Annotated in this window: 26 protein-coding genes; 20 read left to right on the forward strand and 6 right to left on the reverse strand. The window is 66.7% G+C overall.

Features of this window, described 5'->3' with window-relative positions; translation table 11 throughout:
• Positions 1 to 27: 27 nt before the first annotated feature.
• Entirely contained in the window at positions 28 to 1641 is a 1614-nt protein-coding gene (gene ffh / locus QQS53_RS05970) for a signal recognition particle protein (protein ID WP_472774968.1), read from the forward strand.
• Here the strand turns inward: ffh and QQS53_RS05975 are convergent, their stop codons facing one another.
• Positions 1642 to 3813: an acyltransferase family protein gene (locus QQS53_RS05975; protein WP_472774969.1), complete on the reverse strand. Its 2172-nt coding sequence runs from the start codon at positions 3811 to 3813 to the stop codon at positions 1642 to 1644.
• 294 nt (positions 3814 to 4107) lie between these two features.
• Between QQS53_RS05975 and rpsP the strand changes: the two genes are divergently transcribed.
• Positions 4108 to 4632, forward strand: coding sequence for a 30S ribosomal protein S16 (gene rpsP, locus QQS53_RS05980; RefSeq protein WP_472774970.1), 525 nt, complete (start codon positions 4108 to 4110; stop codon positions 4630 to 4632).
• A 237-nt stretch (positions 4633 to 4869) separates the two neighbouring features.
• Here the strand turns inward: rpsP and QQS53_RS05985 are convergent, their stop codons facing one another.
• From QQS53_RS05985 to QQS53_RS05995, 3 genes are all read right to left on the reverse strand, one after another.
• On the reverse strand, positions 4870 to 5871 hold the full coding sequence (locus QQS53_RS05985) for an HNH endonuclease signature motif containing protein (RefSeq protein WP_472774971.1): 1002 nt from the start codon (positions 5869 to 5871) through the stop codon (positions 4870 to 4872).
• Between the two features lie 262 nt (positions 5872 to 6133).
• Positions 6134 to 6763 (reverse strand): TetR/AcrR family transcriptional regulator, encoded by a 630-nt coding sequence (locus QQS53_RS05990; RefSeq protein WP_472774972.1) that lies wholly within the window; start codon positions 6761 to 6763, stop codon positions 6134 to 6136.
• Between the two features lie 134 nt (positions 6764 to 6897).
• Positions 6898 to 7311, reverse strand: a complete 414-nt coding sequence (locus QQS53_RS05995; protein WP_472774973.1) for a cupin domain-containing protein — start codon at positions 7309 to 7311, stop codon at positions 6898 to 6900.
• Positions 7312 to 7352: 41 nt separating this feature from the next.
• Between QQS53_RS05995 and rimM the strand changes: the two genes are divergently transcribed.
• The 13 genes from rimM (at position 7353) to QQS53_RS06060 (ending at position 19039) form a co-directional block, all read left to right on the forward strand.
• Positions 7353 to 7853 carry a ribosome maturation factor RimM gene (rimM, locus tag QQS53_RS06000; protein ID WP_472774974.1) on the forward strand — a complete coding sequence of 167 codons (501 nt, stop codon included), beginning with the start codon at positions 7353 to 7355 and terminating at the stop codon, positions 7851 to 7853.
• Positions 7850 to 8725, forward strand: coding sequence for a tRNA (guanosine(37)-N1)-methyltransferase TrmD (gene trmD, locus QQS53_RS06005; RefSeq protein WP_472774975.1), 876 nt, complete (start codon positions 7850 to 7852; stop codon positions 8723 to 8725). Before rimM ends, trmD begins: the two co-directional genes overlap by 4 nt.
• Before the next feature lie 2 nt (positions 8726 to 8727).
• On the forward strand, positions 8728 to 9096 hold the full coding sequence (locus QQS53_RS06010) for a hypothetical protein (protein ID WP_472774976.1): 369 nt from the start codon (positions 8728 to 8730) through the stop codon (positions 9094 to 9096).
• A gap of 28 nt (positions 9097 to 9124) precedes the next feature.
• Complete coding sequence (locus tag QQS53_RS06015; protein WP_472774977.1) at positions 9125 to 11464, forward strand: Tex family protein; 2340 nt, start codon at positions 9125 to 9127, stop codon at positions 11462 to 11464.
• A gap of 128 nt (positions 11465 to 11592) precedes the next feature.
• Positions 11593 to 11937, forward strand: a complete 345-nt coding sequence (gene rplS / locus QQS53_RS06020) for a 50S ribosomal protein L19 (RefSeq protein WP_070768861.1) — start codon at positions 11593 to 11595, stop codon at positions 11935 to 11937.
• A 228-nt stretch (positions 11938 to 12165) separates the two neighbouring features.
• On the forward strand, positions 12166 to 12882 hold the full coding sequence (lepB, locus tag QQS53_RS06025; RefSeq protein WP_472775064.1) for a signal peptidase I: 717 nt from the start codon (positions 12166 to 12168) through the stop codon (positions 12880 to 12882).
• A 160-nt stretch (positions 12883 to 13042) separates the two neighbouring features.
• Positions 13043 to 13717: a signal peptidase I gene (gene lepB / locus QQS53_RS06030; RefSeq protein WP_472775065.1), complete on the forward strand. Its 675-nt coding sequence runs from the start codon at positions 13043 to 13045 to the stop codon at positions 13715 to 13717.
• Positions 13718 to 13723: 6 nt separating this feature from the next.
• On the forward strand, positions 13724 to 14365 hold the full coding sequence (locus QQS53_RS06035; protein ID WP_472774978.1) for a ribonuclease HII: 642 nt from the start codon (positions 13724 to 13726) through the stop codon (positions 14363 to 14365).
• A 69-nt stretch (positions 14366 to 14434) separates the two neighbouring features.
• On the forward strand, positions 14435 to 14740 hold the full coding sequence (locus QQS53_RS06040) for a DUF2469 domain-containing protein (protein WP_070768865.1): 306 nt from the start codon (positions 14435 to 14437) through the stop codon (positions 14738 to 14740).
• 207 nt (positions 14741 to 14947) lie between these two features.
• On the forward strand, positions 14948 to 15316 hold the full coding sequence (locus QQS53_RS06045) for a YraN family protein (RefSeq protein ID WP_472774979.1): 369 nt from the start codon (positions 14948 to 14950) through the stop codon (positions 15314 to 15316).
• Positions 15303 to 16856, forward strand: a complete 1554-nt coding sequence (locus QQS53_RS06050) for a YifB family Mg chelatase-like AAA ATPase (RefSeq protein WP_472774980.1) — start codon at positions 15303 to 15305, stop codon at positions 16854 to 16856. The genes QQS53_RS06045 and QQS53_RS06050 overlap by 14 nt, the downstream gene beginning before the upstream one ends.
• A gap of 31 nt (positions 16857 to 16887) precedes the next feature.
• On the forward strand, positions 16888 to 18084 hold the full coding sequence (gene dprA / locus QQS53_RS06055) for a DNA-processing protein DprA (RefSeq protein WP_472774981.1): 1197 nt from the start codon (positions 16888 to 16890) through the stop codon (positions 18082 to 18084).
• Between the two features lie 58 nt (positions 18085 to 18142).
• Entirely contained in the window at positions 18143 to 19039 is an 897-nt protein-coding gene (locus QQS53_RS06060; RefSeq protein WP_472774982.1) for a tyrosine recombinase XerC, read from the forward strand.
• 26 nt (positions 19040 to 19065) lie between these two features.
• On the opposite strand, the gene QQS53_RS06065 is transcribed toward QQS53_RS06060, so the two are convergent.
• A complete protein-coding gene (locus QQS53_RS06065) occupies positions 19066 to 19563 on the reverse strand; it encodes a M23 family metallopeptidase (protein ID WP_472774983.1) in 498 nt (165 codons plus the stop codon).
• 400 nt (positions 19564 to 19963) lie between these two features.
• Between QQS53_RS06065 and rpsB the strand changes: the two genes are divergently transcribed.
• From rpsB to QQS53_RS06090, 5 genes are all read left to right on the forward strand, one after another.
• Positions 19964 to 20842, forward strand: coding sequence for a 30S ribosomal protein S2 (gene rpsB, locus QQS53_RS06070; protein WP_472774984.1), 879 nt, complete (start codon positions 19964 to 19966; stop codon positions 20840 to 20842).
• 288 nt (positions 20843 to 21130) lie between these two features.
• A complete protein-coding gene (gene tsf / locus QQS53_RS06075; protein WP_472774985.1) occupies positions 21131 to 21943 on the forward strand; it encodes a translation elongation factor Ts in 813 nt (270 codons plus the stop codon).
• Between the two features lie 243 nt (positions 21944 to 22186).
• The gene (gene pyrH, locus QQS53_RS06080) at positions 22187 to 22924 is read left to right on the forward strand and encodes a UMP kinase (protein ID WP_472774986.1); all 738 of its coding nucleotides are present in this window, start codon (positions 22187 to 22189) and stop codon (positions 22922 to 22924) included.
• A 74-nt stretch (positions 22925 to 22998) separates the two neighbouring features.
• Entirely contained in the window at positions 22999 to 23556 is a 558-nt protein-coding gene (gene frr / locus QQS53_RS06085; RefSeq protein WP_472774987.1) for a ribosome recycling factor, read from the forward strand.
• A gap of 111 nt (positions 23557 to 23667) precedes the next feature.
• Positions 23668 to 24573, forward strand: coding sequence for a phosphatidate cytidylyltransferase (locus QQS53_RS06090; RefSeq protein ID WP_472774988.1), 906 nt, complete (start codon positions 23668 to 23670; stop codon positions 24571 to 24573).
• Here the strand turns inward: QQS53_RS06090 and QQS53_RS06095 are convergent.
• Positions 24570 to 24977, reverse strand: coding sequence for a LapA family protein (locus QQS53_RS06095; protein WP_472774989.1), 408 nt, complete (start codon positions 24975 to 24977; stop codon positions 24570 to 24572). The two genes, QQS53_RS06090 and QQS53_RS06095, sit on opposite strands and share 4 nt — an antisense overlap.
• Positions 24978 to 24992 lie beyond the last annotated feature (15 nt).

Here is a 24992-nt window from a genome sequence, read left to right on the forward strand (position 1 = left end):
CCCCAAAGATAATGGAGAGCCAGAAACGTGTTTGAGTCATTGTCCGATCGCTTGCAATCAGCCCTCAAAGGGTTGCGTGGCAAAGGCAAGCTGACCGAGGCAGACATCAACGCCACCGCGCGCGAAATTCGCCTCGCGCTGCTGGAGGCGGACGTCTCCCTGACGGTAGTCCGCGGGTTCATCAAGCGAATCAAGGCGCGCGCGGCCGGCGCGGAAGTCTCCGAGGCGCTCAACCCGGCGCAGCAGGTCATTAAGATCGTTAACGAAGAGCTGGTTGAGATCCTGGGCGGGGAGACCCGCCGGCTGAACCTGGCGAAGAACCCGCCGACGGTCATCATGCTCGCCGGCCTGCAGGGCGCCGGTAAGACCACCCTGGCCGGCAAGCTAGCCAAGCACCTAGAAAAGGACGGCCACACCCCGATGCTGGTGGCCTGCGACCTCCAGCGCCCGGGCGCGGTCCAGCAGCTGCAGATCGTCGGCGAGCGCGCCGGCGTGAAAACCTTCGCCCCGGATCCGGGCACGTCCCTGGATTCCCACGACCACGAGATGGGCACCTCCCACGGGGACCCGGTGCAGGTGGCGCGCGACGGCATCGCTGAGGCGCAGCGCGCGCAGCACGACGTGGTGATTATCGATACCGCCGGCCGACTGGGCATCGACGAGACCCTGATGACCCAGGCGCGCAACATCCGCGACGCCGTCAACCCGGACGAGGTCCTCTTCGTCATCGACTCGATGATCGGCCAGGACGCCGTCCAGACCGCCGAGGCCTTCCGGGACGGCGTCGACTTCACCGGCGTCGTGCTGACCAAGCTGGACGGCGACGCCCGCGGTGGTGCCGCCCTGTCCATCCGCGAGGTCACCGGCAAGCCCATCCTGTACGCCTCCACGGGCGAAAAACTCGGCGACTTCGACGTCTTCCACCCCGAGCGCATGGCCAGCCGCATCCTGGGCATGGGCGATATGCTCTCGCTCATCGAGCAGGCCGAATCCACCCTCGACCAGCAGAAGGCCGAGGAGGCCGCGGCCAAGATGGGCAGCGGCGAGCTGACCCTGAACGACTTCCTGGATCAGCTGCTGATGATCCGCAAGATGGGTCCCATTGGCAACCTGCTGAAGATGATGCCCGGCGGCAAGCAGATGAACGAGATGGCCGACATGGTCGACGAGAAGCAGCTCGACCGCATCCAGGCCATCATCCGCGGCATGACCCCGGCCGAGCGCGAAAACCCGAAGATTTTGAACGCCTCGCGCCGCAAGCGCATTGCCAACGGCTCCGGTGTGAAGGTCTCCGACATCAACCAGCTCATCGAACGCTTCGAGCAGGCGAAGAAGATGATGACCAAGATGGCCGGCCAGTTCGGCATGGGCGGCGGCTCCCGCTCGGCGACGAAGAAGAAGCCGAAGGGCCGCAAGGGCAAAAACGGCAAGCGCAAGAAGGGCAAGGGCGGCGGCCGCCAGCGCTCCGGTATGCCCGGTGGGATGCCGGGTATGCCGTCCATGGAGGAGCTGCAGAAGATGCAGAACCAGATGGGCAGCGGCGGCATGCCAGGAATGCCGGGTGGGATGCCGGGCATGCCCAAGGGCATGGAAAACATCGACCTCAACAACCTTGACTTCGGCCAAGGCAAGAAGAAGTAACTAGTAGTAGATTTCCTCCGCCGGCTCCGGCTCTGCCTCGTCCTCCGGGACGGGCGGGGCCGGAGCTTCTTGCTGCTGGGGCTCGCCGGCTAGGAAGGGCGCGATGAGGTCTTCCAGGAGTGGCTTCATGGACATCGCGTAGGCATTCGAGATGTGGTGCATGTCGCGGTAGACCATGACATTACCGATGACGACTGGGCACTTGTCCGCGTCGCAGTACCAGTCGGAGGTATCCACGGCGATCATGTTCGGCCACTGGGCCAGGATGGCCGCCGACGGGTCGACCGGCTGATAGGTCTGCTCGCGGGTTGTGCCGCAGCCGATGGCGTCCTCGTTGGCCACGTAGCACTCATCGAACTCGATGGGGTTGAAGTTTTCATCGAAGCCCCAGGGGTTCTCGCGCAGGCCCAAGAACGGGATCTCGTCGTCGGCCAGAACCTCCCAGAAGCGCTCGTAGCCGGCCGGCACGATGTCGGGGCCGGTGCCGTGCTCGCCCATGGGGCGGGTGGTATTCGAGATGACCAGGTCGGGGTCGGCATCGAGGATGCGCTCGGTGGCCAGCTCGGACCACTGGGCGCACTCCGGGGTGACGGTGAGCTCGTCGCCCAGCTCGATGGGGCAGTCCTGGCGCAACAGCGGCACGACCTTGAAGCTCATTTCCTTGCCCAGCGAGTCGATGGCGGAGGCGTATTGCTCCGCGTGGGAGCCGCCCACCAGGTAGACCTCGACGTCGGAATCCGGGTCGCCGAAGATGCACGGGTTGCCGTCCTTGTCGATCTCGAAGAAGGAATCCCCGGGCTCGGTGTCCGGGATGAAGCAGTGCTGGTAGGCCACCGGCGGGACCATGCTGCCCACGCGCACGGGGTCGGGCTTGACCGGCTGGTTGTCCGGCACGTCCTGGCCCATCAGCGCCATCACGCCGGGGTAGAGGGCCGGGTCCAAGTATTCGGCTTCCTCGCTGTCGAGGGTCGACTTGAACCACGGGTGCACCGACAGCAGGGCGATGACCAGGGCGGTCGCCGCAACGCCGCCGGCCGCACGCAGCGCGCCGACCTTCTCCCGCATGGTCGCCATGGCCTTGTGGACGGGCATGTCGTCGGCCAGGGGGCGCTTGCGATGCTGCCGCAAGGGGGCCTCGATGAAGCGGTGGGTGGCATCGGCAAGCACGAGGGACAGGGCGATGATGATGGCGCCCAACCACCAGGCCGGGCGCTCCATGCCGAGCGCCGAGGTGGACAGGATGAGCAGGGGCCAGTGCCACAGGTAGAGGGAATAGGCGACATCGCCAAGCCAGCGGGCCGGCTTGGACGCCATCGCGCGGGAGATGCGGCCGCCGCCACCGATGATGATGAGCACCGCGCCGCCCAACGGAATCAGGGACAGCGGGCCCGGGTAGGCGGTCGAATCCGCGATGGCCGCGCCGGTGAACATGAGCAGCAGCAGGCCCAGGCCGGTCACGACGTCGGACAGGCGCTGCGGGATGCGGATGCGGTGGCCGTAGATGGCCAGCACCGCACCCAGGGTCAGCTCCCAGGCGCGGGAGAAGGTCGAATAGTAGTTTTCCGGGGTGCCGAAGAAGCCGAAGCGGCTGGCGTAGGCGAACGAGGCGATGGTGACCACGATGAGGATCGGGCCCGCCACGGCGTTGACCTGGCTGGACCGGCCGCGCCAGCGCATCACCGCACCCAGGATCAGCGCGAAGGCGATGCCCAGCAGGTAGAACTGGCCCTGCACCGACATCGACCACATGTGCTGCAGGGGAGAGGTGTCCGCCGCGGCCGCTGCGTAGTCGGCGTTCTGGGAGGCCAGCTCCCAGTTTTGGTAGTAGAGCATCGTGGCGGTGATCTGCTGGGTCAGCTCGATCCGCATCAGCTGCGGCGTCCAGAAATACACCAGCAGGTAGGTCACCGCGATGACGAGAGCCAGGGCCGGCACCAGGCGCCGCAGGGTGCGCCAGATGGGCCACCAGGGGTTGAAGGTGGCGTTCGGCTTCGTTACGTACCGCAGCTGGGAGCCGAGGAAGAAATAGCCGGAGAGCAGCAAGAAGACGTCCACGCCGCCGGAGACACGGCCGACGAATACGTGGTAGATAACCACCAAACCGATGGCAATACCGCGGAGACCGTCGAGGTCATACCGGTACTGAAAACTGCGTGGGGAATCTTGTGACATAAACTCTATTCGCGTTTCATTCTTTGACGTGCGACTTTGGCCCGAGTCTGCGGACACGGCCGCTTAGTAGATTACTCTGTCCCACCCTAGAGTCCACAACAGCCTGCCCGCCGGCGCGTTGGGATTTCGTTTTTCGGGGGGTTATCCAGTAATGTGTCTAGGGTTGCTGCGTAAACCCGTTCCCGTCTACGGTCGGCCGGTAGTCACGCGCAGCTAAAATCCAAGGGCTGAACCGGCCCGCCGGCAAGCGGCGGGTGTCCGAACTGCCCAGTGACTTAAGTAAAGGAGCCACACATGGCTGTCAAGATTAAGCTGCAGCGGTTGGGCAAGATCCGCACCGCTCACTACCGTGTTGTCATCGCGGATTCCCGTACCCGTCGTAACGGCAAGGTTATCGAGAACATCGGTATCTACGAGCCGAAGCAGGAGCCGTCCCTGATCGACATTGACTCCGAGCGCGTTCAGTACTGGCTGTCCGTCGGCGCTCAGCCGACCGAGCCGGTTCTGGCTCTGCTGAAGGTCACCGGTGACTGGCAGAAGCACAAGGGCCTGCCGGGCGCCGAGGGCACCCTGAAGGTCGCCGAGGAGAAGCCGTCCAAGCTTGACCTGTTCAACGCTGCTCTGTCCGAGGCCAACAACGGCCCGACCATCGAGGCCATCACCGAAAAGAAGAAGAAGGCCAAGGAAGAGGCCGAGGCTAAGGCTGCTGCCGAGAAGGAAGCAGAAGAAAAGGCCGCCGCTGAGGCTGCCGAAGCCGCCGAGGCTGCCTCCGAGTCTGAGGCTGAGGGCGAGTCTTCCTCCGAGGAGTCCGCTGAGTAATCCTCAGTAGCTTTCAACCCGCCACCCCGTGAAGGGGCGGCGGGATTTTTCTTGCCGGCACGCTGAATAGGCACGCCGAGTAGGCGCTACGGACGTGGTCCGTGGCGCCTTTTCGCGTGTTTAGGCTGGGGTTGCTCCTTGTTGCCTGGCAGTCGTGGGGTTCGGCTGGCCTTGTTCCTTGTGGCGGCCTCTCGCAGCCTTCGTCTCGCGGCTTTTCTCTCTCGGCTGGCCCGCGTGTCAGCCGCCGCTCCAGGGCGGGTCCCAGGTGACTTTGCCGCGTCTTCGGTTGACCCTCCCGTGTCTGGGGTAGGCCGGATCGTCGTCGTTCCAGGAGTTGTGGAACTCGCACAACAAGGTCAGGTTTTCTTGGTTGGTTTCACCACCGCCTGCCCAGGGGTGGATGTGGTGGACCTGGCACTCATCCGCCGGTTTCCTACAGTTCGGCCAGGCGCAGGTGGTGGTTTCGGCTTTGGCCATGTCCTTCTGCTTCGGTGAGGCATGCCGTTGGTAGCGGTATTGGTTGACCGGCCCGCGCCTCGGATCCACCAGGGTGGCCAGGCCCGCATCGAGGAGGCATTGGCGGACGTAGTCGGCACCGGTCATGGTGGTGCCGTTGCTCAGCTGCAGGGTGATCTCGTCCCCGTCGCCGGCGAGGATGCGCACCCAGTCGGGAAGGGAGATCACCACGTGGGTGGTCTTGGGTTGTTTTTCTAGGCCGCCGCTGAACAAGGCTTCGACGTCGGGGATGGTCTTAATGCTGGCCCAGAGGTTTTCCACCAGCTGCGGGTCCCCGGTAATAGAAAAGGTGCTGGGTCCGTCTTTGCGGCGGGTCACGCGCACGCCTTCGGCGGGTGGGGCTGGGCGGTTGAGTTCCAGGACTTTTTGGTTGGCAAGTCGGCGGAGTTGTTTGGTGGTGCCGGGGGTGTTGCACAGTTCGATGAGCATGGCCCAGGCCTCGCCCTGGTGGCGCACCCGGCGGAAAGCACTATCCAACACCAGCAAAGTGTCGAGGTGGTGGCCGGATTCGGCGGCGGCTCGGCGGGCGGCGGCTTGTTTGCGCGTATAGGACGTCTTCCCGAAGAAGGTCTGGCACGCGCGGTAGTGCGCGGCGGCGGCCACGTCGGACATGACAGCCTTCAAAGCGGGCAGGCTGAGCTGGCGGCACAGGTCCAAATACTGGATCCCGTCCGCGAAGATGGCGTGCGCTGCTGTGAGTGTGTCCATGGCTGTCGTTGTCATGACTCACACGCTAGAAGCCACTGACAACCCCTACAAGGGCCAAAAACCCAATCTGTGGATAACTCGGGGCAATATAACCGCCCTGCGCACACCATCCACAGGCCGAAAACGGCCGTTTTTGCGGCGCCACCTGCCTAAAGGGCGAAAAATGGAGCAACGTGCCCAAGTAGGCGCAAAGCTGGTCTCAACACGCGGCCCGGCTGTGGATAAGTGCCGCGCCTGCGCGAACCTACTGAAGGTGGGGAACCGCCGGTAGTCTTGACTAATCCAGCAGGGAGTTATGCACCGTCGCGAAGACGTGCTCGGCCAGGCGAAGTTGTGTGGACTCGTCCAGGGTCGACAGGTGGCTGTCCAGGCACAGGTGTGTGAACCCGTGCAGGGTCGACCACGCGCCGATGGTGTTGAAGAGCAGCTGCTCCTGGGTCAGCGTGGTGCCGGACTCGGCGGCATACGCTAGCATGGCTGCGCGGTAGGAGAGGATCGCCTTGACATGGGAGGGCGGGAGCTCAAACGTGGCTGCCAGATCGGCGGGGCTAAGCCCCTGCTCGCTGGTGAGCGTGGAGCTGAAGGCGGCCGGGAAGGTGGTATCCCCGATGTTGAGCATGCAGCGGAAGAAGTTGGGCTCCTCGCGGGAGAAGGTGAAATAGGCCCAGGTGGCATCGTAAAGCGCTTGGCTGGCGGTCGTGGCGCCGGAGTTAAAGCCATCGAGAGCGCCTTGGACGCGCGCGACTAGTTCGCCGATGGCGGCCTTGGCGACGGCGTGCTGGAGCTCGCCCTGGTTCTTGAAGTGGCGATAGGCAGAGGTCGGGGAGACGTCGGCCTCGCGGGTGACCGCCCGGATGGTGACGGCGTTGGGGCCTCCGCGCTGGCCGTACCTCGTTGCAATCCGCAACAATTCGTTGTACAGGTCACCGTGATGGTAAGGCTTTGATCGCTGTTCCACCCTCGCTACGGTAGCACTGAATATTTCTCCAGGAACTGTCTCGCCGCGTGGGAAGCGGGCGCGTGGGGGTAAAAAGTCTTTATTTATTTTCCGGCCCTTTCGCCGGTGTGCATCATCAGCAGCATGACGGCAGGGGTATTACCTTTGTTTTTCTCCCCGGGGCAATCGACCCGGTGCGGTGCGTAGGCGGGGAGGTGGATCACGGTGCCGGGGGTGACGTCCGCGGCCTGGCCGTCGTAGGTGAACGTGACCTCCCCGGCCAGGCACTGGACCGTGATGGGGTGGGCCGCCTTGTGATCGGGGAGGCACTGCCCGGGCAGGAAGCTGAACAGGATGAGGTTGACGCCGTCGGCGGTGAGCACGCGGCGGACGCCGGGGCGGGGGCGGGAGGCATCGCTGGCAGGGGCGAGTTCGAGCAGGTCGAGGCAGGTGAGCGTGGTCTCGGCCGGGGTGGCCTCACCGAAGGTCTCGGGGCGGTTAATCGGTAGGTTGTCCATCGGTGTCCAGTCTAGCGGGCGCGCCAATTAGTATGGGGCGTATGGATTTGATGATTGGCCGCGTGGTGAAGTCGCACGGGGTAAAAGGTGAGGTCGCGGTGGACGTGACCACGGACGACCCGGACGCCCGCTTTGCGGTGGGCGAAGTTATCCACGGCACGCAGGGAAATAAGGAGCATGCGCTGACTATCGCGTCGGTGCGCCCGCACCAGTCGCGCCTTTTGGTGCGCTTCGAGGAGATCCCGGACCGCACCGCCGCAGACTCCCTGCGGGGCACCAAGTTCTTCGCGCCCCCGCTTGACGATGCCGACGACGACGGCTTCTACGAACACGAACTGTTGGGACTGCGCGTTATCCACGATGGCGCGGACATCGGCGAGGTCACCGCCCTGCAGCCCGGGGTGGCACACTCGCTGCTGGAGTTTCGCGGCGCCGAGGGGCGCACCAGCCTTATCCCGTTCGTGGAGGAAATGGTGCCGGAGGTGGACCTAGAGGCCGGGGCCGTGACGGTCACGCCGCCGGAGGGGCTGCTGGATCTATGAGGCTCGACGTCGTCACGATTTTCCCGGAGTATTTGGACCCGCTGCGCCACGCGCTGCTGGGCAAGGCCATCGAGCAGGACCTGCTGCAGGTCGGCGTGCACGACCTGCGCCAGTGGGCCACGGACCGGCACAAGTCGGTGGATGATTCCCCGTTCGGCGGCGGGCCCGGCATGGTCATGAAGCCCACGGTCTGGGGCCCGGCGCTTGACGATGTCGCCGCCGGCACCGGCCCGGCCGCCAGCGCCGCGCGCCTGGAGTCCTCGCTGCCGCACCTGAACCGGGCGCGCCACGACGAGCTGGAGGGCATCGAGGCGCGCCCCTACGCGGCCGACGGCGCCCCCGACGACAAGGACGGGCGCCCGCTGCTCATCGTGCCGACTCCGGCGGGTGAGCCGTTCACGCAGGCGCACGCGCGGGAGTTTTCCCGCGAGGACCACATCGTTTTTGCCTGCGGGCGCTACGAGGGCATCGACCAGCGCGTCATCGACGACGCGCAGCGCCGCTACCGGGTGCGCGAGGTCTCCATCGGGGACTACGTGCTCATCGGCGGCGAGGTCGCGGTGCTGGTGATCGCGGAGGCCGTGGTCCGGCTGGTGCCGGGCGTTCTGGGCAACCAGCGTTCGCACGAGGAGGACTCCTTCTCCGACGGGCTGTTGGAAGGGCCCAGCTACACCAAGCCGCGTGTGTGGCGGGAGCTTCCGGTGCCGGAGGTGCTGGCCTCGGGTGACCACGCGAAGGTGGACCGCTGGCGCCGCGAGGAGTCGCTGCGCCGCACCCGGGCCCGCCGCCCGGAGCTGCTGGAGCAGGCCGATCTCAGCGACGCCGACCGCGCCTTCCTGGAAGGCTTGGACGCGGACGGGGAGGCGCGGTAGACATGGAGGTTTCTACCGATCTGTCGGTCCTGGTGGGCGAGGAGGAGCTGCGCGCCTGCGTGCCCGCGATGCCCGCCGCCCTGGCCGAGCGCCAGGTCATCGTGAGCGATATCGCGGTCGAGGTCGTCGACGCCGAGTGCGCGGCGGATAACGTCCTGGTCCGCGAGTACGTCTGGAAGCACGGCGAGAAGCCGGTGGGGCTGGTGGTGTGGCGGGTCATCGTCAACGCGGAGACCGCGCTGGCGCTGCCGAAGGTGACCCAGGCGGTTGCGGAGGCGCTGCCCGCCGGGGCGCTAAGCTACGGCACGAGCGAAATCGGGCACACCGAGTTTGGCCTGGGCACGACCCTGGCGTACTCGGCGTCCCGGTAGTTTAGATTCTTAGTAGAAGAGGTATTTTGTGAATATTGCAGCCACGATTGCTGCGGAATTGAACGTGCGCGTCGACCAGGTCGAGGTCGCGCTCAAGCTCATGGCGGAGGGCAACACCGTGCCTTTTATCGCCCGCTACCGCAAGGAGGCGACCGGCGGGCTGGACGATGCCCAGCTGCGTACCATCGAGGAGCGCGCGACCTACCTGCGCGAGTTGGAAGAGCGCAAGGAAACGGTGCTGGCGGCCATCGAGGAGCAGGGCAAGCTGACCGATAAGCTGCGCGCCCAGATTCTCGCCTGCGAGTCGAAGGCCCGCCTGGAGGACCTGTACCTGCCGTACAAGAAGCGGCGGAAAACGAAGGCGGACATCGCCCGCGAGGCCGGCCTGGAGCCGCTGACCGACCAGCTTATCGAGAACCCGGCGGCGGACCCGGACAAGCTGGTCGAGCAGTTCGTGACCGAGGGCTTCGCCGAGCCGAAGAAGGCGCTGGAGGGCGCGCGGGCCATCCTGGTGGACCGTTTCGCCCTCGATGCCGACCTGGTCGGCCAGGTGCGCGAGAAGTTCTTCGACGACGGCGCGCTCGGCGCCCAAGTCGTCGAGGGCAAGGAAGCCGAGGGCGCGAAGTTCAAGGACTACTTCGACTTCTCGGAGCCTTTCGACACCCTGCCCTCGCACCGCATCCTGGCGCTGCTGCGCGGTGAGTCCGAGGGCGTGTTGCACCTGAACCTGGACGCCGGCGAGGACGCGGCCTACGAGGGGATCATCGCGGATCGCTTCGATCTAGATACGTCGTCGTCCTGGCTGGCCAACGCGGTGCACTGGGGCTGGCGCACCAAGCTCTATGTCTCCTCCAGCCTGGACGTGCGCATGCGGCTGAAGGAGCGCGCCGAGGAGGGCGCGCTGCAGGTCTTCGCCACGAACCTGCGCGACGTGCTGCTCGCCGCCCCCGCGGGCCAGCGCGCCACCCTGGGCCTGGACCCGGGCTACCGCAACGGGGTCAAGTGCGCGGTCGTGGACGCGACCGGCAAGGTGCTCGATACCACCATCATCTACCCGCACCAGCCGCAGAACCAGTGGGCGCAGGCGGTTAGGGAGCTGGCCACCTGGTGTGCGCAGCACTCGGTGGACCTGATGGCCATCGGCAACGGCACCGCCTCCCGGGAGACGGAGAAGCTGGCCGGCGAGGTGGCCGACCTGGTCGCCCAGGCCGGCGGGGCGCGCCCCACGCCCGTGGTGGTCTCCGAGTCGGGCGCGTCGGTCTATTCGGCCTCCCCGCTGGCGGCGGAGGAATTCCCGGACATGGACGTCTCCCTGCGCGGGGCGGTCTCAATTGCCCGCCGCCTCCAGGACCCGCTGGCCGAGCTGGTCAAGATCGACCCGAAGGCCATCGGCGTGGGCCAGTACCAGCACGACGTGAACCAGACCCAGCTGGCCCGCACCTTGGACGCCGTCGTCGAGGACGCCGTCAACGGGGTAGGGGTGGACCTGAACACCGCCTCGGTCCCGCTGCTGGAGCGCGTTGCCGGGGTCAACTCCACCATCGCCGGCAACATCGTGGCCTACCGCAACGAGCACGGCAGCTTCGCCAGCCGTAAGGAGCTCAAGAAGGTCCCGCGGCTGGGGCCGAAGGCCTTCGAGCAGTCCGCCGGCTTCTTGCGCATTACCGGCGGCACCGACCCGCTGGACGCCTCCGCGGTGCACCCGGAGGCCTACCCCATCGTGGCGGCGATTGCGAAGTCGACGGGGCTGGGCATCGGCGAGCTGATTGGCAACAGCCGCGTGCTGAGCGCGCTGAACCCGCAGGACTTCGCCGACGAGACCTTCGGTGTGCCGACGGTGACCGATATCATCGCCGAGCTGGACAAGCCGGGCCGGGACCCCCGCCCGGAGTTCAAGACCGCCACCTTCCGCGAGGGTGTAAACAAGGTCTCCGACTTGACCCCGGGCATGATCCTGGAGGGTACGGTGACCAACGTCGCCGCCTTCGGCGCCTTCGTGGACGTGGGGGTCCACCAGGACGGGCTGGTGCACGTGTCCGCGATGAGCCACAAATTCGTCTCCGACCCGCACGAGGTGGTCCGCTCCGGCGAGGTCGTCAAGGTCAAGGTCATGGACGTCGACGTGCAGCGCCAGCGCATCAGCTTGAGCCTGCGCCTGGACGACGAGCCCGGCGAGGACGGCAAGCCCGCCAAGCCGGGCAAGCCGGGCAAGCCTGGAAAGCCTGGAAAGGAAGCCAAGGGCGGACGGGGCCCGAAGGGTGGCGGCAAGAAGCCGAACCAGCCGCGCGGCGGCAAGCGCGGCCAGTCCGCGGCCCCGCAGGGCGGTTCCATGGCCGACGCGCTGCGCAAGGCCGGCTTCGGGCGCTAAGAACTGCTGCCCGGGATTTGGCGCGGGCTTTGTGCTTGTGTCAAAATGGTTAACTGCTGTATGTAACAGGCACGAACCGGCGCACGGGCGCTAGGGTCCTCTGTCTTAAACTGAAAAGGATTTAAACAATGAGCAACATCATCGACAAGATCGATGCCGCGCAGATGCGCGACGACATCCCGGCCTTCCGCCCGGGCGACACCCTCGAGGTTGACGTCAAGGTCATCGAGGGCAGCACCGAGCGTACCCAGCTGTTCAAGGGTGTCTGCATCCGCCGCCAGGGCTCCGGCATCCGCGAGACCTTCACCGTCCGCAAGGTCTCCTTCGGTATTGGCGTGGAGCGTACCTTCCCGGTCCACTCCCCGAACATCGCCTCCATCAAGGTCTCCCGCCGCGGCCGCGTCCGTCGCGCCAAGCTGTACTACCTGCGCGACCTGCGCGGTAAGAAGGCCCGCATCAAGGAGCGCCGCTAGCCGCTGCCTGTGCCCCCAAAAGCTTTGGGGTGCCGCTCACGCCGCTGGTTTCCCGGACTGCCAAGTCCGGGGCCAGCGGCGTTTTGTTTTGTCTGGACAATTTGGGATGCTCGCCGCGAGGTGCTCGGCGCCGTAGGCGCCATTGTTGATAGGATCTACTGCGTGAATTACGACAACACAGCATCAACCCCGACCCCGGATGAGCCCGAGCAGGCCCAGGCGCAACCGGTGGAGCAGGAAAAGAAGCAGCTTCCGTGGCTGGTGGAAACGGCTCTGATTGTCGTGGGCGTGCTGCTGGTTGTCGGCGTCGTGCAGACGTTTATCGGCCGCCAGTACGTCATCCCGTCGGCGTCCATGGAACCGACCCTGCACGGCTGCGAGGGCTGCACCAACGACCGCATCTTCACCGAGAAGATCAGTTACTACGGCGACAAGAGCCCGGAGCCGGGCGACGTCATCGTCTTCGAGGGCACCGACTCCTGGAACACCAACTACCAGTCGCCGCGTTCGGACAACTCGGTCATCGCGGCCATCCAGGAGGCGCTGAGCTTCGTCTCCCTCGCCCCGCCGGATGAGAACACCCTGGTCAAGCGCGTCATCGCGACCGGCGGGCAGACGGTGTCCTGCCAGGCCGGCGACCCGGCGGTCATGGTGGACGGCAAGCCCATCGACCAAAGCTACGTGATGGACCCGCCGACCTACCCGGTCGACGAGAACTCCGGCTCCGAGGCCTGCGGCGGGCCCTACTTCGGGCCGGTGACCGTGCCGGAGGGCAACTACTTCATGATGGGCGATAACCGGACCAACTCGGCGGATTCGCGCTACCACCTCGACGACCCGTACCACGGCACCATCCCGGACGAGAACGTGCGCGGCAAGGTGGCCTTCGTCTTCTTCCCGTTTAACCGGCTCGGCGGCGTCGATGACCCGGACATCCAGCAGTAACCAGCCTGCGCGTTTACCCCGGCGGGACTACCGGCGCGCGGGAGATCCCCGGCCGGATACCCGCCGGGCCGGAGCCGGGGCCGCGGACGGGACCGGGTCAGAGCGGCGGCCGGGGCGCGCGCCCCGCGACGGCGAGGACGGCGCCAGCTGGTGGCGCGGCATGGCCCTGGCCGTCGTGGCGACCGTCGTGCTGCTGAGCCTCATCCAGGCCTTCATCGGCCGGCTCTACGTGGTCCCGTCCGGTTCGATGGAGCCGACCTTCCACGGCTGCGCCGGCTGCGAGAACGACCGCATAGCGGTGGAGCGGGTCTCCTATTATTTCCAGGACCCGCAGCCCGGCGACGTCATCGTTTTCGCGTCCACGCCCTCCTGGGACGGCGAGTTCACCGTGGAGCGCTCTCACAACGTGCTGGTGCGCGGCCTGCAAAACCTGCTCTCCCTGGTAGGCCTGGTGCCCAACGCGGACAACATCCTGACCAAGCGCGTCATCGCCACCGGTGGGCAGACGGTGTCCTGCCAGGCCGGCGACCCGGCCGTGATGGTCGACGGTCGGCCCACGGATCAGTCCTTCGTGCTGACCCCACCGGTCAATGAGGTCAACCCGCTGACCGGCTCGCAGGCCTGCGGCGGGGACTACTTCGGGCCGGTGACCGTGCCGGAGGACAGCCTGTGGGTGATGGGGGACTCGCGGACGAACTCGCTCGACTCCCGCGCTCACCTGGGCGACAACCGGCAGGGGACCATCCCGGTCGACAACGTCCGCGGCAAGGTCCGCGCGGTGGTCCTGCCGCTGGGCCGCGGCGGCATCGTCAAGCACCCGGACATCCTGGGGTAGCCGGACGTGCGGGCGCTGAAACAGCTGCGGACCTACGAGGTCGCGCTATCCAAGGCGGGCCTGGGGCCGGTCGCCGGCGTGGACGAGGCCGGCCGCGGGGCGTGCTGCGGGCCTATCAGCATCGCCGCGTGCGTGCTGCCAGAGCGAATCATCCCCGAGCTTTCCACCCTGACCGATTCCAAGAAGCTCACTCCGCGGGCGCGCGAGCGGCTTTATCCCATCATCCAGGATTGCGCCCGGGCCTTTGCCATCGTGCACATTGGGCCCGCCGCCATCGATCACCGCGGCATCCAGCACGCCAACGTCTCCGGGATGCGGCGCGCCGTCGCGCGCCTAGACGTGCGGCCGGGCTACGTGCTTACCGATGCCCTGAAGGTGCCCGGCATGCCCTGCCCGCAGCTGCCGATGACCGGCGGCGACGCGGCGGCTCGGTGCATCGCGGCGGCAAGCGTGCTGGCCAAGGTCTCCCGGGACCGGCTGATGGTGGAACTCGACGAGCGCTACCCGGGCTACGGCCTGGCCGGGCACAAGGGCTACGGGACGGCAGCGCACACGCGCGCCATCGAGGAGCTCGGCGTGAATCCGCAGCACCGCCTGAGCTACGCCAACGTCGCCGCCGCGCAGCGAAAATACCTGGGCGCGCCTTGACGTGTGCGGACCGCGGGCAGAATATGCTGGGCGTTATTACCTGCCCACGCGCTAAGGAGGAAGACCAACGTGAGTGCCGAGGACCTGGACAACTACGAGGCTGAAGTCGAGCTGTCGCTCTACCGCGAATACCGCGACGTGGTCAGCCAGTTTTCCTACGTGGTCGAGACCGAACGACGCTTCTACCTGGCGAACGCGGTAGAGCTCATCCCGCACACCTCCGGCGCGGACGTCTACTACGAGGTGCGCATGTCGGACGCCTGGGTCTGGGACATGTACCGCGCGGCCCGCTTCGTGCGCTACGTCCGCGTTATCACCTACAAGGACGTCAACATCGAGGAGCTCGACAAGCCCGATTTCGTACTGCCCGATTAAGGGCGCGCCACTATAGGCGCTGGCGGGGCAGCGCGCAACTTTAAGGGCGCGGCGCCTGTGGATAACTCGGGGTGCTAAGCAGTTATCCACAGATTTGGCGGTTGCGGGGAGGCCTGCCCTTGTGCGGGGGTTGACTGCGGCGGTGTGATGTGGGTGTGCCGTTCGGGCACAAGCTTCAAGCCACAGAATTTTTGGGGGAATTTCTACATGCACACCGCCTATACACGCAACCATGCCTTAGCCCGCCGCGGGGAGGCCTACGCGGCGCAGTTCTACCGCCGCCGCGGCGGCCAAGTCCTGGCCCACAACGTCCACTACGCGGTCGGGGAGATTGACCTTATCGTGCTGGCGGGCGAGACCGTCATTTTCGTCGAGGTCAAAACCCGCAGCCGGCGCGACTTCGGCGTCGCCGAGGCCGTGAGCCCGCGCAAGCTGGCGCGCCTGCGCAAGGCGGCGCGGCTCTGGCTGAAGGACAAGCCTTTCGCGCAGGTGCGCTTCGACGTCGTGGCGCTGGTGACCTGCGGCGCAGGTTTCGAGCTCGAGCATTACCCGGGGGTCGATGATGGCGCTCGGTAAATGCTATACGACCGCCCTCGACGGGGTCCTGGCCAATGTGGTCACCGTCGAGGCCAATATCGGGGCCGGGCTGCCCGGCACCCACGTGGTGGGCCTAGCGGATACCGCCATCACGGAATCCCGGGAGCGCATGCGCACCGCGGTGACCAATTCGCAGCTGCGCTGGCCCAAGACGAAGATCATCATCTCCATGTCGCCGGCGTCCATGCCGAAGTCCGGCTCCCACTTCGACCTGCCCATGTCGCTGGCCATCCTGGTCGCGGCGATGGGGCCGGAGGCGGACCTGGAAACGGGCATCGACGGCGCGAGCCCCGCCGGACGTCTGGCCAGCTGCCTGGTGCTGGGGGAGCTCGGCCTGGACGGGACCGTGCGCGGGGTGCCCGGGGTCATCCCGGCGCTACTGTCGGCGCGCAAGCACGGCTACCGCACGGTGCTCATCCCGCCGGACAACGCCGCGGAGGCCGCTCTGCTTTCCGACATGAACGTGCTGGTGGCGCCGACGCTCGAGCGGGCGCTGGCGTGGGTCTGCGGGGCGACCCCGCTGGACACTGCGGCCGCGGCAGCCGGGCCGGGCGCGCACCCGCGGGCGCCGCGCACGCCGCTGGACTTCCGGGACGTGGCCGGACAAGCGCCGGCGAAGAAGGCCGCGGAGATCGCGGCGGCCGGCGGACACCACCTGATGATGGTGGGCCCGCCCGGCTCCGGCAAGTCCATGATCGCCGCGCGCCTGCCCAGTATCCCGCCGCCGCTGAGCATCGACGAATCCGTCGAGACCACCGCCGTCCACTCGCTGGCGGGATCGGCCGGGACGGTCATCGGGCACGCGCCGTTTATCGCCCCGCACTCCTCGGTGACGCGGGCGGGCCTGTTAGGCGGCGGGGGAGCGCGCGTGCGGCCCGGCGCGGTCAGCCTCGCCCACAACGGGGTGCTATTCCTCGACGAGGTCTCCGAAATCCCCGCTGCCTTCCTGGACGGGCTGCGCGCGCCGCTGGAGGAGGGCATCGTGCGCGTGACCCGGGCGCGCCGGGAGGTCAGCTTCCCCGCGCGCTTCCAGCTGGTCATGGCCGCTAACCCGTGCCGCTGCGGCGCCGATCAGGCCTCCCGCTGCAGGTGCCGCTCCGCCGATCGGCAGAACTACCTGCGCAACATCTCCGGCCCGCTGCGCGACCGCCTGGACATCATCCTGAGCTTGAACGCCCAGGGCGCGGTCATCGGCAGCGCGGAGGAGGAGCCCTCCGCCGTCATCGCCGAGCGGGTGGCCGCGGCCCGGGAGCGCTCCGCCGCCCGGTGGCGGCAGGCCGGCCTGGATGCCCGCACCAACGCGGCGGTGCCGACGTTTTGGATGCGCCGGGAATACCCGGCGACGGAGGACGCGATGGAAACGCTCAAGGCCCTGCTGCTGATGGGGGATATCACGCAGCGCGGCATAGATAGGGCGCTGAAGGTGGCCTGGACGCTCGCGGACCTGGCAGGGCTCGCACAACCGGACCTGGAACTGGTCTCGCAGGCGCTGGAGCTGCGGCAGGACTCGACGCTCTAGGCGACACAACCACAGGGGGAGGAATACTTTTATGCCCGATTTTCACTTGCGTAACGAACTCGACGCCTGGGTCTACCTCAACCGGGTCGTGGAGGGCCCATCGCGGCACCTGGCCGCGCTGCTGGGCGAGTACCCGGTCGACGAGGTCGCCCACGGCGTCTACCACGCCCGGGACTGGATAGGCCCGCTTCTGCGCCAGACCGCCAGCCGGCGCGACTGGCTGCGCCAGGACGAGGACGTGGCGGCCGCCCGTAGCGTCGGCGCCCGGCTGATTACCCCCGCGGACCCGGAATGGCCCCACGATGAATTTGGGAGCGCCTTCGGCTTCTTCGCCCAGGCGGCGGGGGAGGCCCCGGCCAGCTTCGACGCGGAGGCCGTCGCCCCGCATTCGCTGTGGGTGCGCGGCGGCAACCTGCAGCAGGCCGTGCGGGAGTCCGTGGCCTTAGTCGGCACCCGGGCGATGAGCCGCTATGGCTACGAGGCGACGCAGCTGCTCGCCCGGGACCTGTGCCAGCACCACGTCACGGTGGTCTCCGGCGGGGCTCTCGGGATTGATACCACAGCCCACCAGCAGGCACTCGACAGCGGCGGGTGCACGGTGGCGGTGGCCGCGTGCGGCATCGATTACCCGTACCCGGCGCGCAACGAGCCGCTGTTTAACGCCATCGCCGCCCGCGGCGTCATGATCAGCGAGTACCCGCCGGGCACCACGCCGCAGCGCCACCGCTTCCTCACGCGCAACCGGCTGGTCGCCGCGCTAACGGCCGGGACCGTGGTGGTGGAGGCCTCGTTTCGCTCCGGGGCGCTGAACACCGCCAACTGGGCGGAGGCGCTCGGCAAGGTGGTCATGGCCGTGCCGGGGCCGATTACCGGCCGCGGGTCGGTGGGCTGCCACCTGCGCATCCAGGACCAGCGGGCCCAGCTGGTAGCAAACGGAGAGCAGATTAGGGAGCTCATCAGCCCGGTGGGGCAGGTGGACGCCGGCGAGCAGTTCGAGCTGGACTTCGCCGCCAGCCCCACCCAGCGCCTGTCGCGCAACGAGCTGCGCGTTTTTGACGCCGTCCCGCCCAGCGACCGCGCCGAGGGAGCCCGCGCCCAGGACATCGCCCGCGATGCCGGGATGCGGCTGCCGCTGGCCATCCACCTGCTCGTCGTGCTGGAAAAGCAGCAGCTGGTGCGCCGCCAGGGCAACTTCTGGGTCCGCGACAGCCTGCAGGACGGGCACTAGGAGCCAGGCGCGACGCTGCCCGCGAAAGTCCCACACCCCGCGGACTAGACTGTGGGGCATGACTACCACGCCCCACCCCGCCGGCCAGCTGGCCGAGGCGATCGAGGACTTCGCCGAACACCAGCGGCTGGTGGAAGGCAAGTCCGCGGCGACCGTGCGCGGCTACCGCTCCGACCTGCTCGACTTGTCCCGGACCGTGGGCACCTTCGCGGAGTTTCGCCTCAACGCGTTGCGCGCGTGGCTGGCGGAGGCGGTAAGCCAGGGCAAGGCCCGCTCCACCCTGGCGCGCCGGACCGCGGCGGTGCGCGCCTTTTCCACGTGGGCGCAGCGCCAGGGCTACCTGGACGCCGACGTGGCCGCGCGGCTGGTCAGCCCCAAGGTGGACAAGCACCTGCCGACCGTGTTGGGCATCCCCCAAGCCGGCGAGCTGGTCGGTAACGCGGTCTCCCACAACGAGGAGGAATTCGTCCGCGACAGCGCCATCCTGGAGCTGTTGTACGCCACCGGCATGCGCGTCGCGGAGCTGGCGGGGCTGGACTGCGGCGACGTCGATCTCGCCCGGCGCACCGCCCGGGTCACGGGTAAGGGCAACAAGCAGCGGGTGGTGCCTTTCGGGCACGCGGCCGCCGATGCCCTGGCGCACTGGCTCGACGATGCCCGCCCCCGCATGGCCGCCGTCGAGGACGCGCTGTTCGTCGGGGTGCGGGGCAAACGGATTGATGTGCGCCAGGTCAGGCGCATCGTCGAGCGCGCCGGGGCCGTGACCGGCACGCCGGATCTGTCCCCGCACGGGCTGCGGCACTCCGCGGCGACGCATTTGCTCGAAGGCGGGGCGGACCTGCGGGTGGTCCAGGAACTTTTAGGGCACTCCTCGCTGCAGACCACGCAGGTCTACACCCACGTCTCCGCGCAGCGCCTGCAGGAGGTCTACCGGCAGGCACACCCGCGGGCGTAGGGGACCGGCCGTCAAGAGCAAGCGCCCTAGAGCGGCTTGAGGCGGATGACCGGTTGACCTAGCAGGCTGAGCGGGTCGAGGTAGTCTTCCGAGCCGCGCCTCGCGCCCCAGTGCAGCCCGGGCTTGCCGTCGTGTGGGTGGCCGAGGGTTCCGATGGTTTGGCCGGCGGTGACGGCCTCGCCGCGGCGGACCCGGGCGTGGACGGGCTCGTAGGTGGTGCGGATGCCGTCCGCGTGGTCGATGGAGACCACCGGCTTGCCGGCGACCACCCCGGCGAAGGCGACGCGGCCGTCGTCGGCGGCGCGGACCGGGGAGCCGACCGAGACTGCCAGGTCGACGCCGCGGTGGCCGGCGAGCCAGCGCTGGGCCGGCGGGTCGAAGCCGCGCAGCACCTGGCCCGGGTTCGGGGAGCCGGAGACGGGATCGACGTAGGCCAGGGCGGCTGGGGGTGCTAGCAGAAACAGGAACAAGGTGGTCGAACAGCAGGCGGACAGGATACGGGGAACAATTCGTTGAATAGTCATGCCTTCACTGTGGCCGGGATGCCGCCGGCGGGGAAGAGGCGACCGCGCGGCCTGTGGATAACTCGCCGAAATCGGCCGCTTTGGTTGACCTGTCAACACGGGGTTATCCACAGGTGCGTTTATGTTTTGGCGCGGCCAGGGTTTCGGGCTATTATTGAGCGCAGCAGTATGTCTTGCGTGCCGGACTGAGCTTTTTCGTCTTTTACACGCGCGCGGGCGTGCTGACTACGCGCGGCGAAGCCGCTGCCTCCTGCTAGAAGGTGCGCAGCAGTCGCGGCCAACGCGGTCCCCGCGGTTAAAGCGGGGTGTTGGCCACGGCCTTCGTAGCCAGGGTGCGGGATAAAAACCCGCACGAATCATTTGTCCAAAACCAAAACCGAACTAGGAAAGCGAGCGAAACATGGCAGTCGTAACCATGCGCGAGCTCCTCGACGCTGGTGTGCACTTCGGCCACCAGACCCGTCGCTGGAATCCGAAAATGCGCCGTCACATCTTCACCGACCGTAACGGCATCTACATCATTGACCTGCAGCAGACCCTGACCTACATCGATGAGGCCTTCGAGTTCGTCAAGGAGACCGTCGCACACGGCGGCACCATCCTTTTCGTGGGTACCAAGAAGCAGGCCCAGGAAGCCGTCGCCGAAGAGGCCGAGCGCGTTGGCATGCCGTACGTCAACCACCGCTGGCTGGGCGGCATGCTTACCAACTTCCAGACCGTTGCTAAGCGTCTGAAGCGCATGAAGGAACTCCAGGCCATGGACGCGGCCGAGGACGGCTACAAGGGCCGCACCAAGAAGGAAGTTCTGATGCTCAACCGCGAGCGCACCAAGCTGGAGCGCGTCCTGGGCGGCATCTCCGACATGACCAAGGCTCCGTCCGCGCTGTGGATCGTGGACACCAACAAGGAGCACATCGCAGTCAAGGAAGCTCACAAGCTCAACATCCCGGTGGTTGCCATCCTGGATACCAACTGCGACCCGGACGACGTTGACTACCCGATCCCGGGCAACGACGACGCCATCCGCTCCACCAAGCTGCTGACCGGCATCGTCGCCACCGCAGTCGAGGAGGGCCGCAAGGCTCGCGAAGAGCGCCAGCTGGCCGCCGCTAAGGAAGCCGCCGGTGACTCCGCCTCCAAGGAGCAGCGCGACGCCGCTGAGGCCGCCGCCGCTTCCGATCCGGCTTCCGCTACCGAGGCCGAGCAGTCCCCGGACGAAGCACTCAAGGTTGAGGGCCAGGTCCAGAAGCCGGAAGGCCAGCAGCCGGCCGGCAACTAAGCCCTGATTGAGGCTTGAATAACAGTTACCCCCGCGCCCGTCGGAAACGGTGGGCCCGGGGGTTTGCTGTAGCGTATGCTGGTGCACGCTTACCTTGGCTATTTACCACCCGCCGCGGGCGCGGTGAGTGCCGAGGCAAGCGGCATGAGCACTGAAGCTTTAGAACAAGCGGGCCTCAGCCCGGCTTGGGGAGTGTAAAAAGGCCACCCTACGCCGGCGGCACCTGAGCTAATCGGCTACGCTTGTGCATCGAACATCGTTTTTTACACAAGGAGGATCGCCCGAATTATGGCGAACTACACTGCTGCAGACGTCAAGGCACTGCGCGAGGCAACCGGTTCCGGCATGCTCGACTGCAAGAAGGCACTCGAGGAAGCTGGCGGCGACTACGACAAGGCCGTCGAGCTGCTGCGCATCAAGGGCGCTAAGTCCGTCTCCAAGCGCGCAGACCGCGAAGCTACCGAGGGCCTGGTGGCCGTGTCCGGCAACACCATGGTCGAGATTAACTGCGAGACCGACTTCGTGGCGAAGAACGAGGACTTCAAGGCTTTCGCCGCTAAGATCGCCGAGGCTGCCGCTGCCGCTAAGGCTAACTCCACCGAGGAGCTCAACGCCGTGGAGATCGACGGCAAGGCCGTCTCCACCCTGATCGACGAAGAGTCCGCCAAGATCGGTGAGAAGCTGCAGGCTCGTCGCGCCGTGACCATCGAGGGCGACAACGTCGCCACCTACCTGCACCAGCGCTCCGCCGACCTGCCGCCGGCAGTGGGCGTGCTGGTTGCTTACGAGGGCAACGCCGAGGGCGCTCACGCCGTCGCTCTGCAGATCGCCGCCATGAACGCTGAGTACCTGACCCGCGAGGACGTCCCGTCCGAGATCGTGGAGAAGGAGCGCGAGATCGCCGAGGCCACCACCCGCGAGGAGGGTAAGCCGGAGGCTGCCCTGCCGAAGATCGTGGAAGGCCGCCTGAACGGCTTCTTCAAGTCCGTCGTCCTGCTGGAGCAGGCTTCGGTCTCCGACAACAAGAAGACCGTCAAGCAGGTCGCTGAGGAAGCCGGCACCACCGTCACCGGCTTCGTCCGCTACGAGGTGGGCGCCTAAATATAGGCCCCAGCCCAGCGTACGAACGCGCGCAGGCTTTACCCCAGGAAGTTAGCTCCCAGCCGGGAGGCAAACTTCCTGGGGTTCGTTGCGTTAGGGGGTGCCACGCGCCGGCACGGGCAAGCGCGGGCGGGGCATGGGGAAGCGGGCGGCCGAAGTGGGTAGAATGAATGCGACTCGCGTTTGGACGATAAGTCGAAACGAAAGAAACCTTGTTCTACGTTCCATGACAAAGGAGACGACATGCCTGTAACCACCCCAGAAGGCGCACACAGGACCGGCTACAAGCGAGTAATGCTCAAGCTCGGCGGCGAGATGTTCGGCGGCGGCAAGGTGGGCATCGACCCGGACGTGGTCGAAAACGTAGCCCGGCAGATCGCTGAGGTGGCGAACAACGGCACGGAGATCGCCGTCGTCATCGGTGGTGGCAACTTCTTCCGCGGCGCCGAGCTGTCCCAGCGCGGCATGGACCGCGCCCGCTCCGACTACATGGGCATGCTCGGCACGGTGATGAACTCGCTGGCCCTGCAGGACTTCCTGAAGCAGCTGGGCGTCGACTGCCGCGTGCAGACCTCCATCAACATGGCCCAGATCGCGGAGCCCTACCTGCCGCTGCGGGCCGAGCGCCACCTGGAAAAGGGCCGCGTGGTCATTTTCGGCGCGGGCATGGGCATGCCGTACTTCTCCACGGACACCACCGCCGCGCAGCGCGCGCTGGAAATCGGCGCGGAGGTCCTCTTCCTGGCCAAGGCCGTCGACGGCGTCTACTCCGACGACCCGCGCACTAACGCCGATGCCGAGCTCTACACCGAGATCACCCCGAAGGAGGTCATCGAGAAGGGCCTCAAGGTCGCGGACGCGACCGCCTTCAGCCTGTGCATGGACAACAACATGCCAATCCTGGTCTTCAACCTGCTGGAGGAGGGCAATATCGCCCGCGCCGTGGCGGGCGAGCAGATCGGCACCCTGGTGCAGTCCTAATAGCAAAAGAAGCGTCAAACCTGCTAGGGTTTTCCCCAGCTAGTTTCGATATTTCAAGGGAGAAACGTTAACTGATGATCGACGACATTCAACTCAGCGCGGAAGAGCACATGGCCGCTTCCGTGGAGCACACCCGCGAGCAGCTGGTGACTATCCGCACCGGCCGCGCTAACCCGGCTATGTTCAACGGTTTGGTGGCGGAGTACTACGGCGCCCCGACGCCTATCACCCAGATGGCTACCGTGTCGGTCCCGGAGCCGCGCATGCTGCTCATCAAGCCCTACGAGCAGTCCATGATCGGCGAAATCGAGAACGCCATCCGCAACTCCGACCTGGGCGTTAACCCCACCAACGACGGCCACGTGCTGCGCGTTACCGTGCCGCAGCTGACCGAGGAGCGCCGTAAGGACATGGTCAAGCTGGCCAAGTCCAAGGGCGAGGACGGCAAGATCGCCATCCGCAACATCCGCCGCAAGGCCATGGAGTCGCTGAAGAAGCTGCAGAAGGACGGCGACGCCGGCGAGGATGAGGTCGTGGCCGCCGAAAAGGAGATGGAGAAAACCACCTCCAGCTACATCGAGCAGGTCGACCAGCTGGTCGAGAACAAGGAAAGCGAGCTGATGGAGGTCTAGCCTCCGCGCCAGCGATATGAGTAGGGTGCCGCCGCGTCACGCGATTAGCCTGCCGCGGCGGCCGAGTTTTAGTGCCCTTTCGATACTTCTTTGCCAACTGAAGGAATGATTGTGACCAATCCCGCTTCGCCCGATCCCGCGCCCGCTGAGGCGGCGCCCGCTCGGCGCCACCTGCCGAAGCCGAAGAACGGCGCGGGACGCAACCTCTCGGCCGCCACCGGGGTGGGGGTCGCCCTCGGGGCGTTGGTCATCTTTGCGGTCTGGGCCGGCCCGCTGGCCTGGTACCCGGTGGTCTCCGTGGCCGTCGGCGTGGCCATGTGGGAGGTGCTCACCCGCCTGCGGGAGCATTCCTACCACCTGCCGCGCACGCTAATGATCATCGGCGGCCAGGCCATGGTCTGGATTTCCTGGCCGGCGGAAGCCGGCGGCTTGGTGGCGGTCTACGTCACGGCCGTGCTGGCGCTGATGTTCGGGCGCCTGTTCCATAACGGCCGGCACCGCCCGCCCATCCACTACATGCGGGATATGTCGGTCGGCATCTTCGTGCTGACCTGGATCCCCCTCTTCGGCACTTTTGCCGCCATGCTCTCGCGGGTGGAAACCCCGCTGGCCAGCGGCTCGGCCTCCATCCTGACGTTCATGCTGTGCGTGGTGGCCTCGGACACCGGCGGCTATGTCGCGGGCGTGATGTTTGGCTCGCACCCGATGGCCCCGGCGGTGAGCCCCAAGAAATCCTGGGAGGGCTTCGCCGGCTCGATCCTCTTTGGCACCGTGGCCGGCGCACTGAGCGTGAAGTTCCTGCTCCACACCGACGCCTGGATTGGCGCCCTGATGGGCGTGGGCCTGGTCTTCTGCGCGACCCTGGGCGACCTGGTAGAGTCCCAGTTCAAGCGCGAGCTGGGTATCAAGGACATGTCCGCCATCCTGCCTGGCCACGGCGGCCTGATGGACCGGCTCGACGGCATGCTGCCGTCGGCCATGGTCACCTGGGTGGCAATGTCCTACCTGGCGACTTAGCGCCCGGCGCGCTTGACCTGGCGGCGCAGCTCGAACATGCGCCAGCCGCCGACACACGCCATAATCAGCGCGCCGGCGATAGCAAACAGCAAGAAGGCGATGCCGGCGGGGAAGTCGCCGCTCCAGCCGAGGAAGTTGACCGGCACGGACTGCTGGTTCTGCATGATGAAGACGATCAGCAGGATAAGCAGCAGGAAGCCGATGATGAGCGCGACCCAGGTAGAAGCGGCCAAGGAGCCGGAGACCTTGCCCTTGCCCTGCGTTTTCTCCTCGGTGGCCGGGGTGGTCTCTAGGGCACCGGAATCTGCGCCCGCGCCGGTGGTGGCGGGGGCCTTAGCGTTCTTCGAGCCGGCGCCCGCGTAGGCGTCGGTGTAATCCGGTTCTGCGTTTTGGGAATGTGTCATATAAATATTTAAACG

It is taken from the genome of Corynebacterium sp. 2571A, assembly GCF_055700935.1.

Excerpts from the sequence above, each read along its gene's own strand:
- QQS53_RS05975 (WP_472774969.1), bottom strand. The coding sequence starts at position 3,813 with ATGTCACAAGATTCCCCACGCAGTTTTCAGTACCGGTATGACCTCGAC.
- rpsP (WP_472774970.1), top strand. The coding sequence starts at position 4,108 with ATGGCTGTCAAGATTAAGCTGCAGCGGTTGGGCAAGATCCGCACCGCT.
- QQS53_RS05985 (WP_472774971.1), bottom strand. The coding sequence starts at position 5,871 with ATGACAACGACAGCCATGGACACACTCACAGCAGCGCACGCCATCTTC.
- QQS53_RS05995 (WP_472774973.1), bottom strand. The coding sequence starts at position 7,311 with ATGGACAACCTACCGATTAACCGCCCCGAGACCTTCGGTGAGGCCACC.
- rimM (WP_472774974.1), top strand. The coding sequence starts at position 7,353 with ATGGATTTGATGATTGGCCGCGTGGTGAAGTCGCACGGGGTAAAAGGT.
- trmD (WP_472774975.1), top strand. The coding sequence starts at position 7,850 with ATGAGGCTCGACGTCGTCACGATTTTCCCGGAGTATTTGGACCCGCTG.
- QQS53_RS06010 (WP_472774976.1), top strand. The coding sequence starts at position 8,728 with ATGGAGGTTTCTACCGATCTGTCGGTCCTGGTGGGCGAGGAGGAGCTG.
- rplS (WP_070768861.1), top strand. The coding sequence starts at position 11,593 with ATGAGCAACATCATCGACAAGATCGATGCCGCGCAGATGCGCGACGAC.
- lepB (WP_472775065.1), top strand. The coding sequence starts at position 13,043 with ATGGCCCTGGCCGTCGTGGCGACCGTCGTGCTGCTGAGCCTCATCCAG.
- QQS53_RS06045 (WP_472774979.1), top strand. The coding sequence starts at position 14,948 with ATGCACACCGCCTATACACGCAACCATGCCTTAGCCCGCCGCGGGGAG.
- QQS53_RS06050 (WP_472774980.1), top strand. The coding sequence starts at position 15,303 with ATGGCGCTCGGTAAATGCTATACGACCGCCCTCGACGGGGTCCTGGCC.
- dprA (WP_472774981.1), top strand. The coding sequence starts at position 16,888 with ATGCCCGATTTTCACTTGCGTAACGAACTCGACGCCTGGGTCTACCTC.
- QQS53_RS06060 (WP_472774982.1), top strand. The coding sequence starts at position 18,143 with ATGACTACCACGCCCCACCCCGCCGGCCAGCTGGCCGAGGCGATCGAG.
- QQS53_RS06065 (WP_472774983.1), bottom strand. The coding sequence starts at position 19,563 with ATGACTATTCAACGAATTGTTCCCCGTATCCTGTCCGCCTGCTGTTCG.
- rpsB (WP_472774984.1), top strand. The coding sequence starts at position 19,964 with ATGGCAGTCGTAACCATGCGCGAGCTCCTCGACGCTGGTGTGCACTTC.
- tsf (WP_472774985.1), top strand. The coding sequence starts at position 21,131 with ATGGCGAACTACACTGCTGCAGACGTCAAGGCACTGCGCGAGGCAACC.
- pyrH (WP_472774986.1), top strand. The coding sequence starts at position 22,187 with ATGCCTGTAACCACCCCAGAAGGCGCACACAGGACCGGCTACAAGCGA.
- frr (WP_472774987.1), top strand. The coding sequence starts at position 22,999 with ATGATCGACGACATTCAACTCAGCGCGGAAGAGCACATGGCCGCTTCC.
- QQS53_RS06095 (WP_472774989.1), bottom strand. The coding sequence starts at position 24,977 with ATGACACATTCCCAAAACGCAGAACCGGATTACACCGACGCCTACGCG.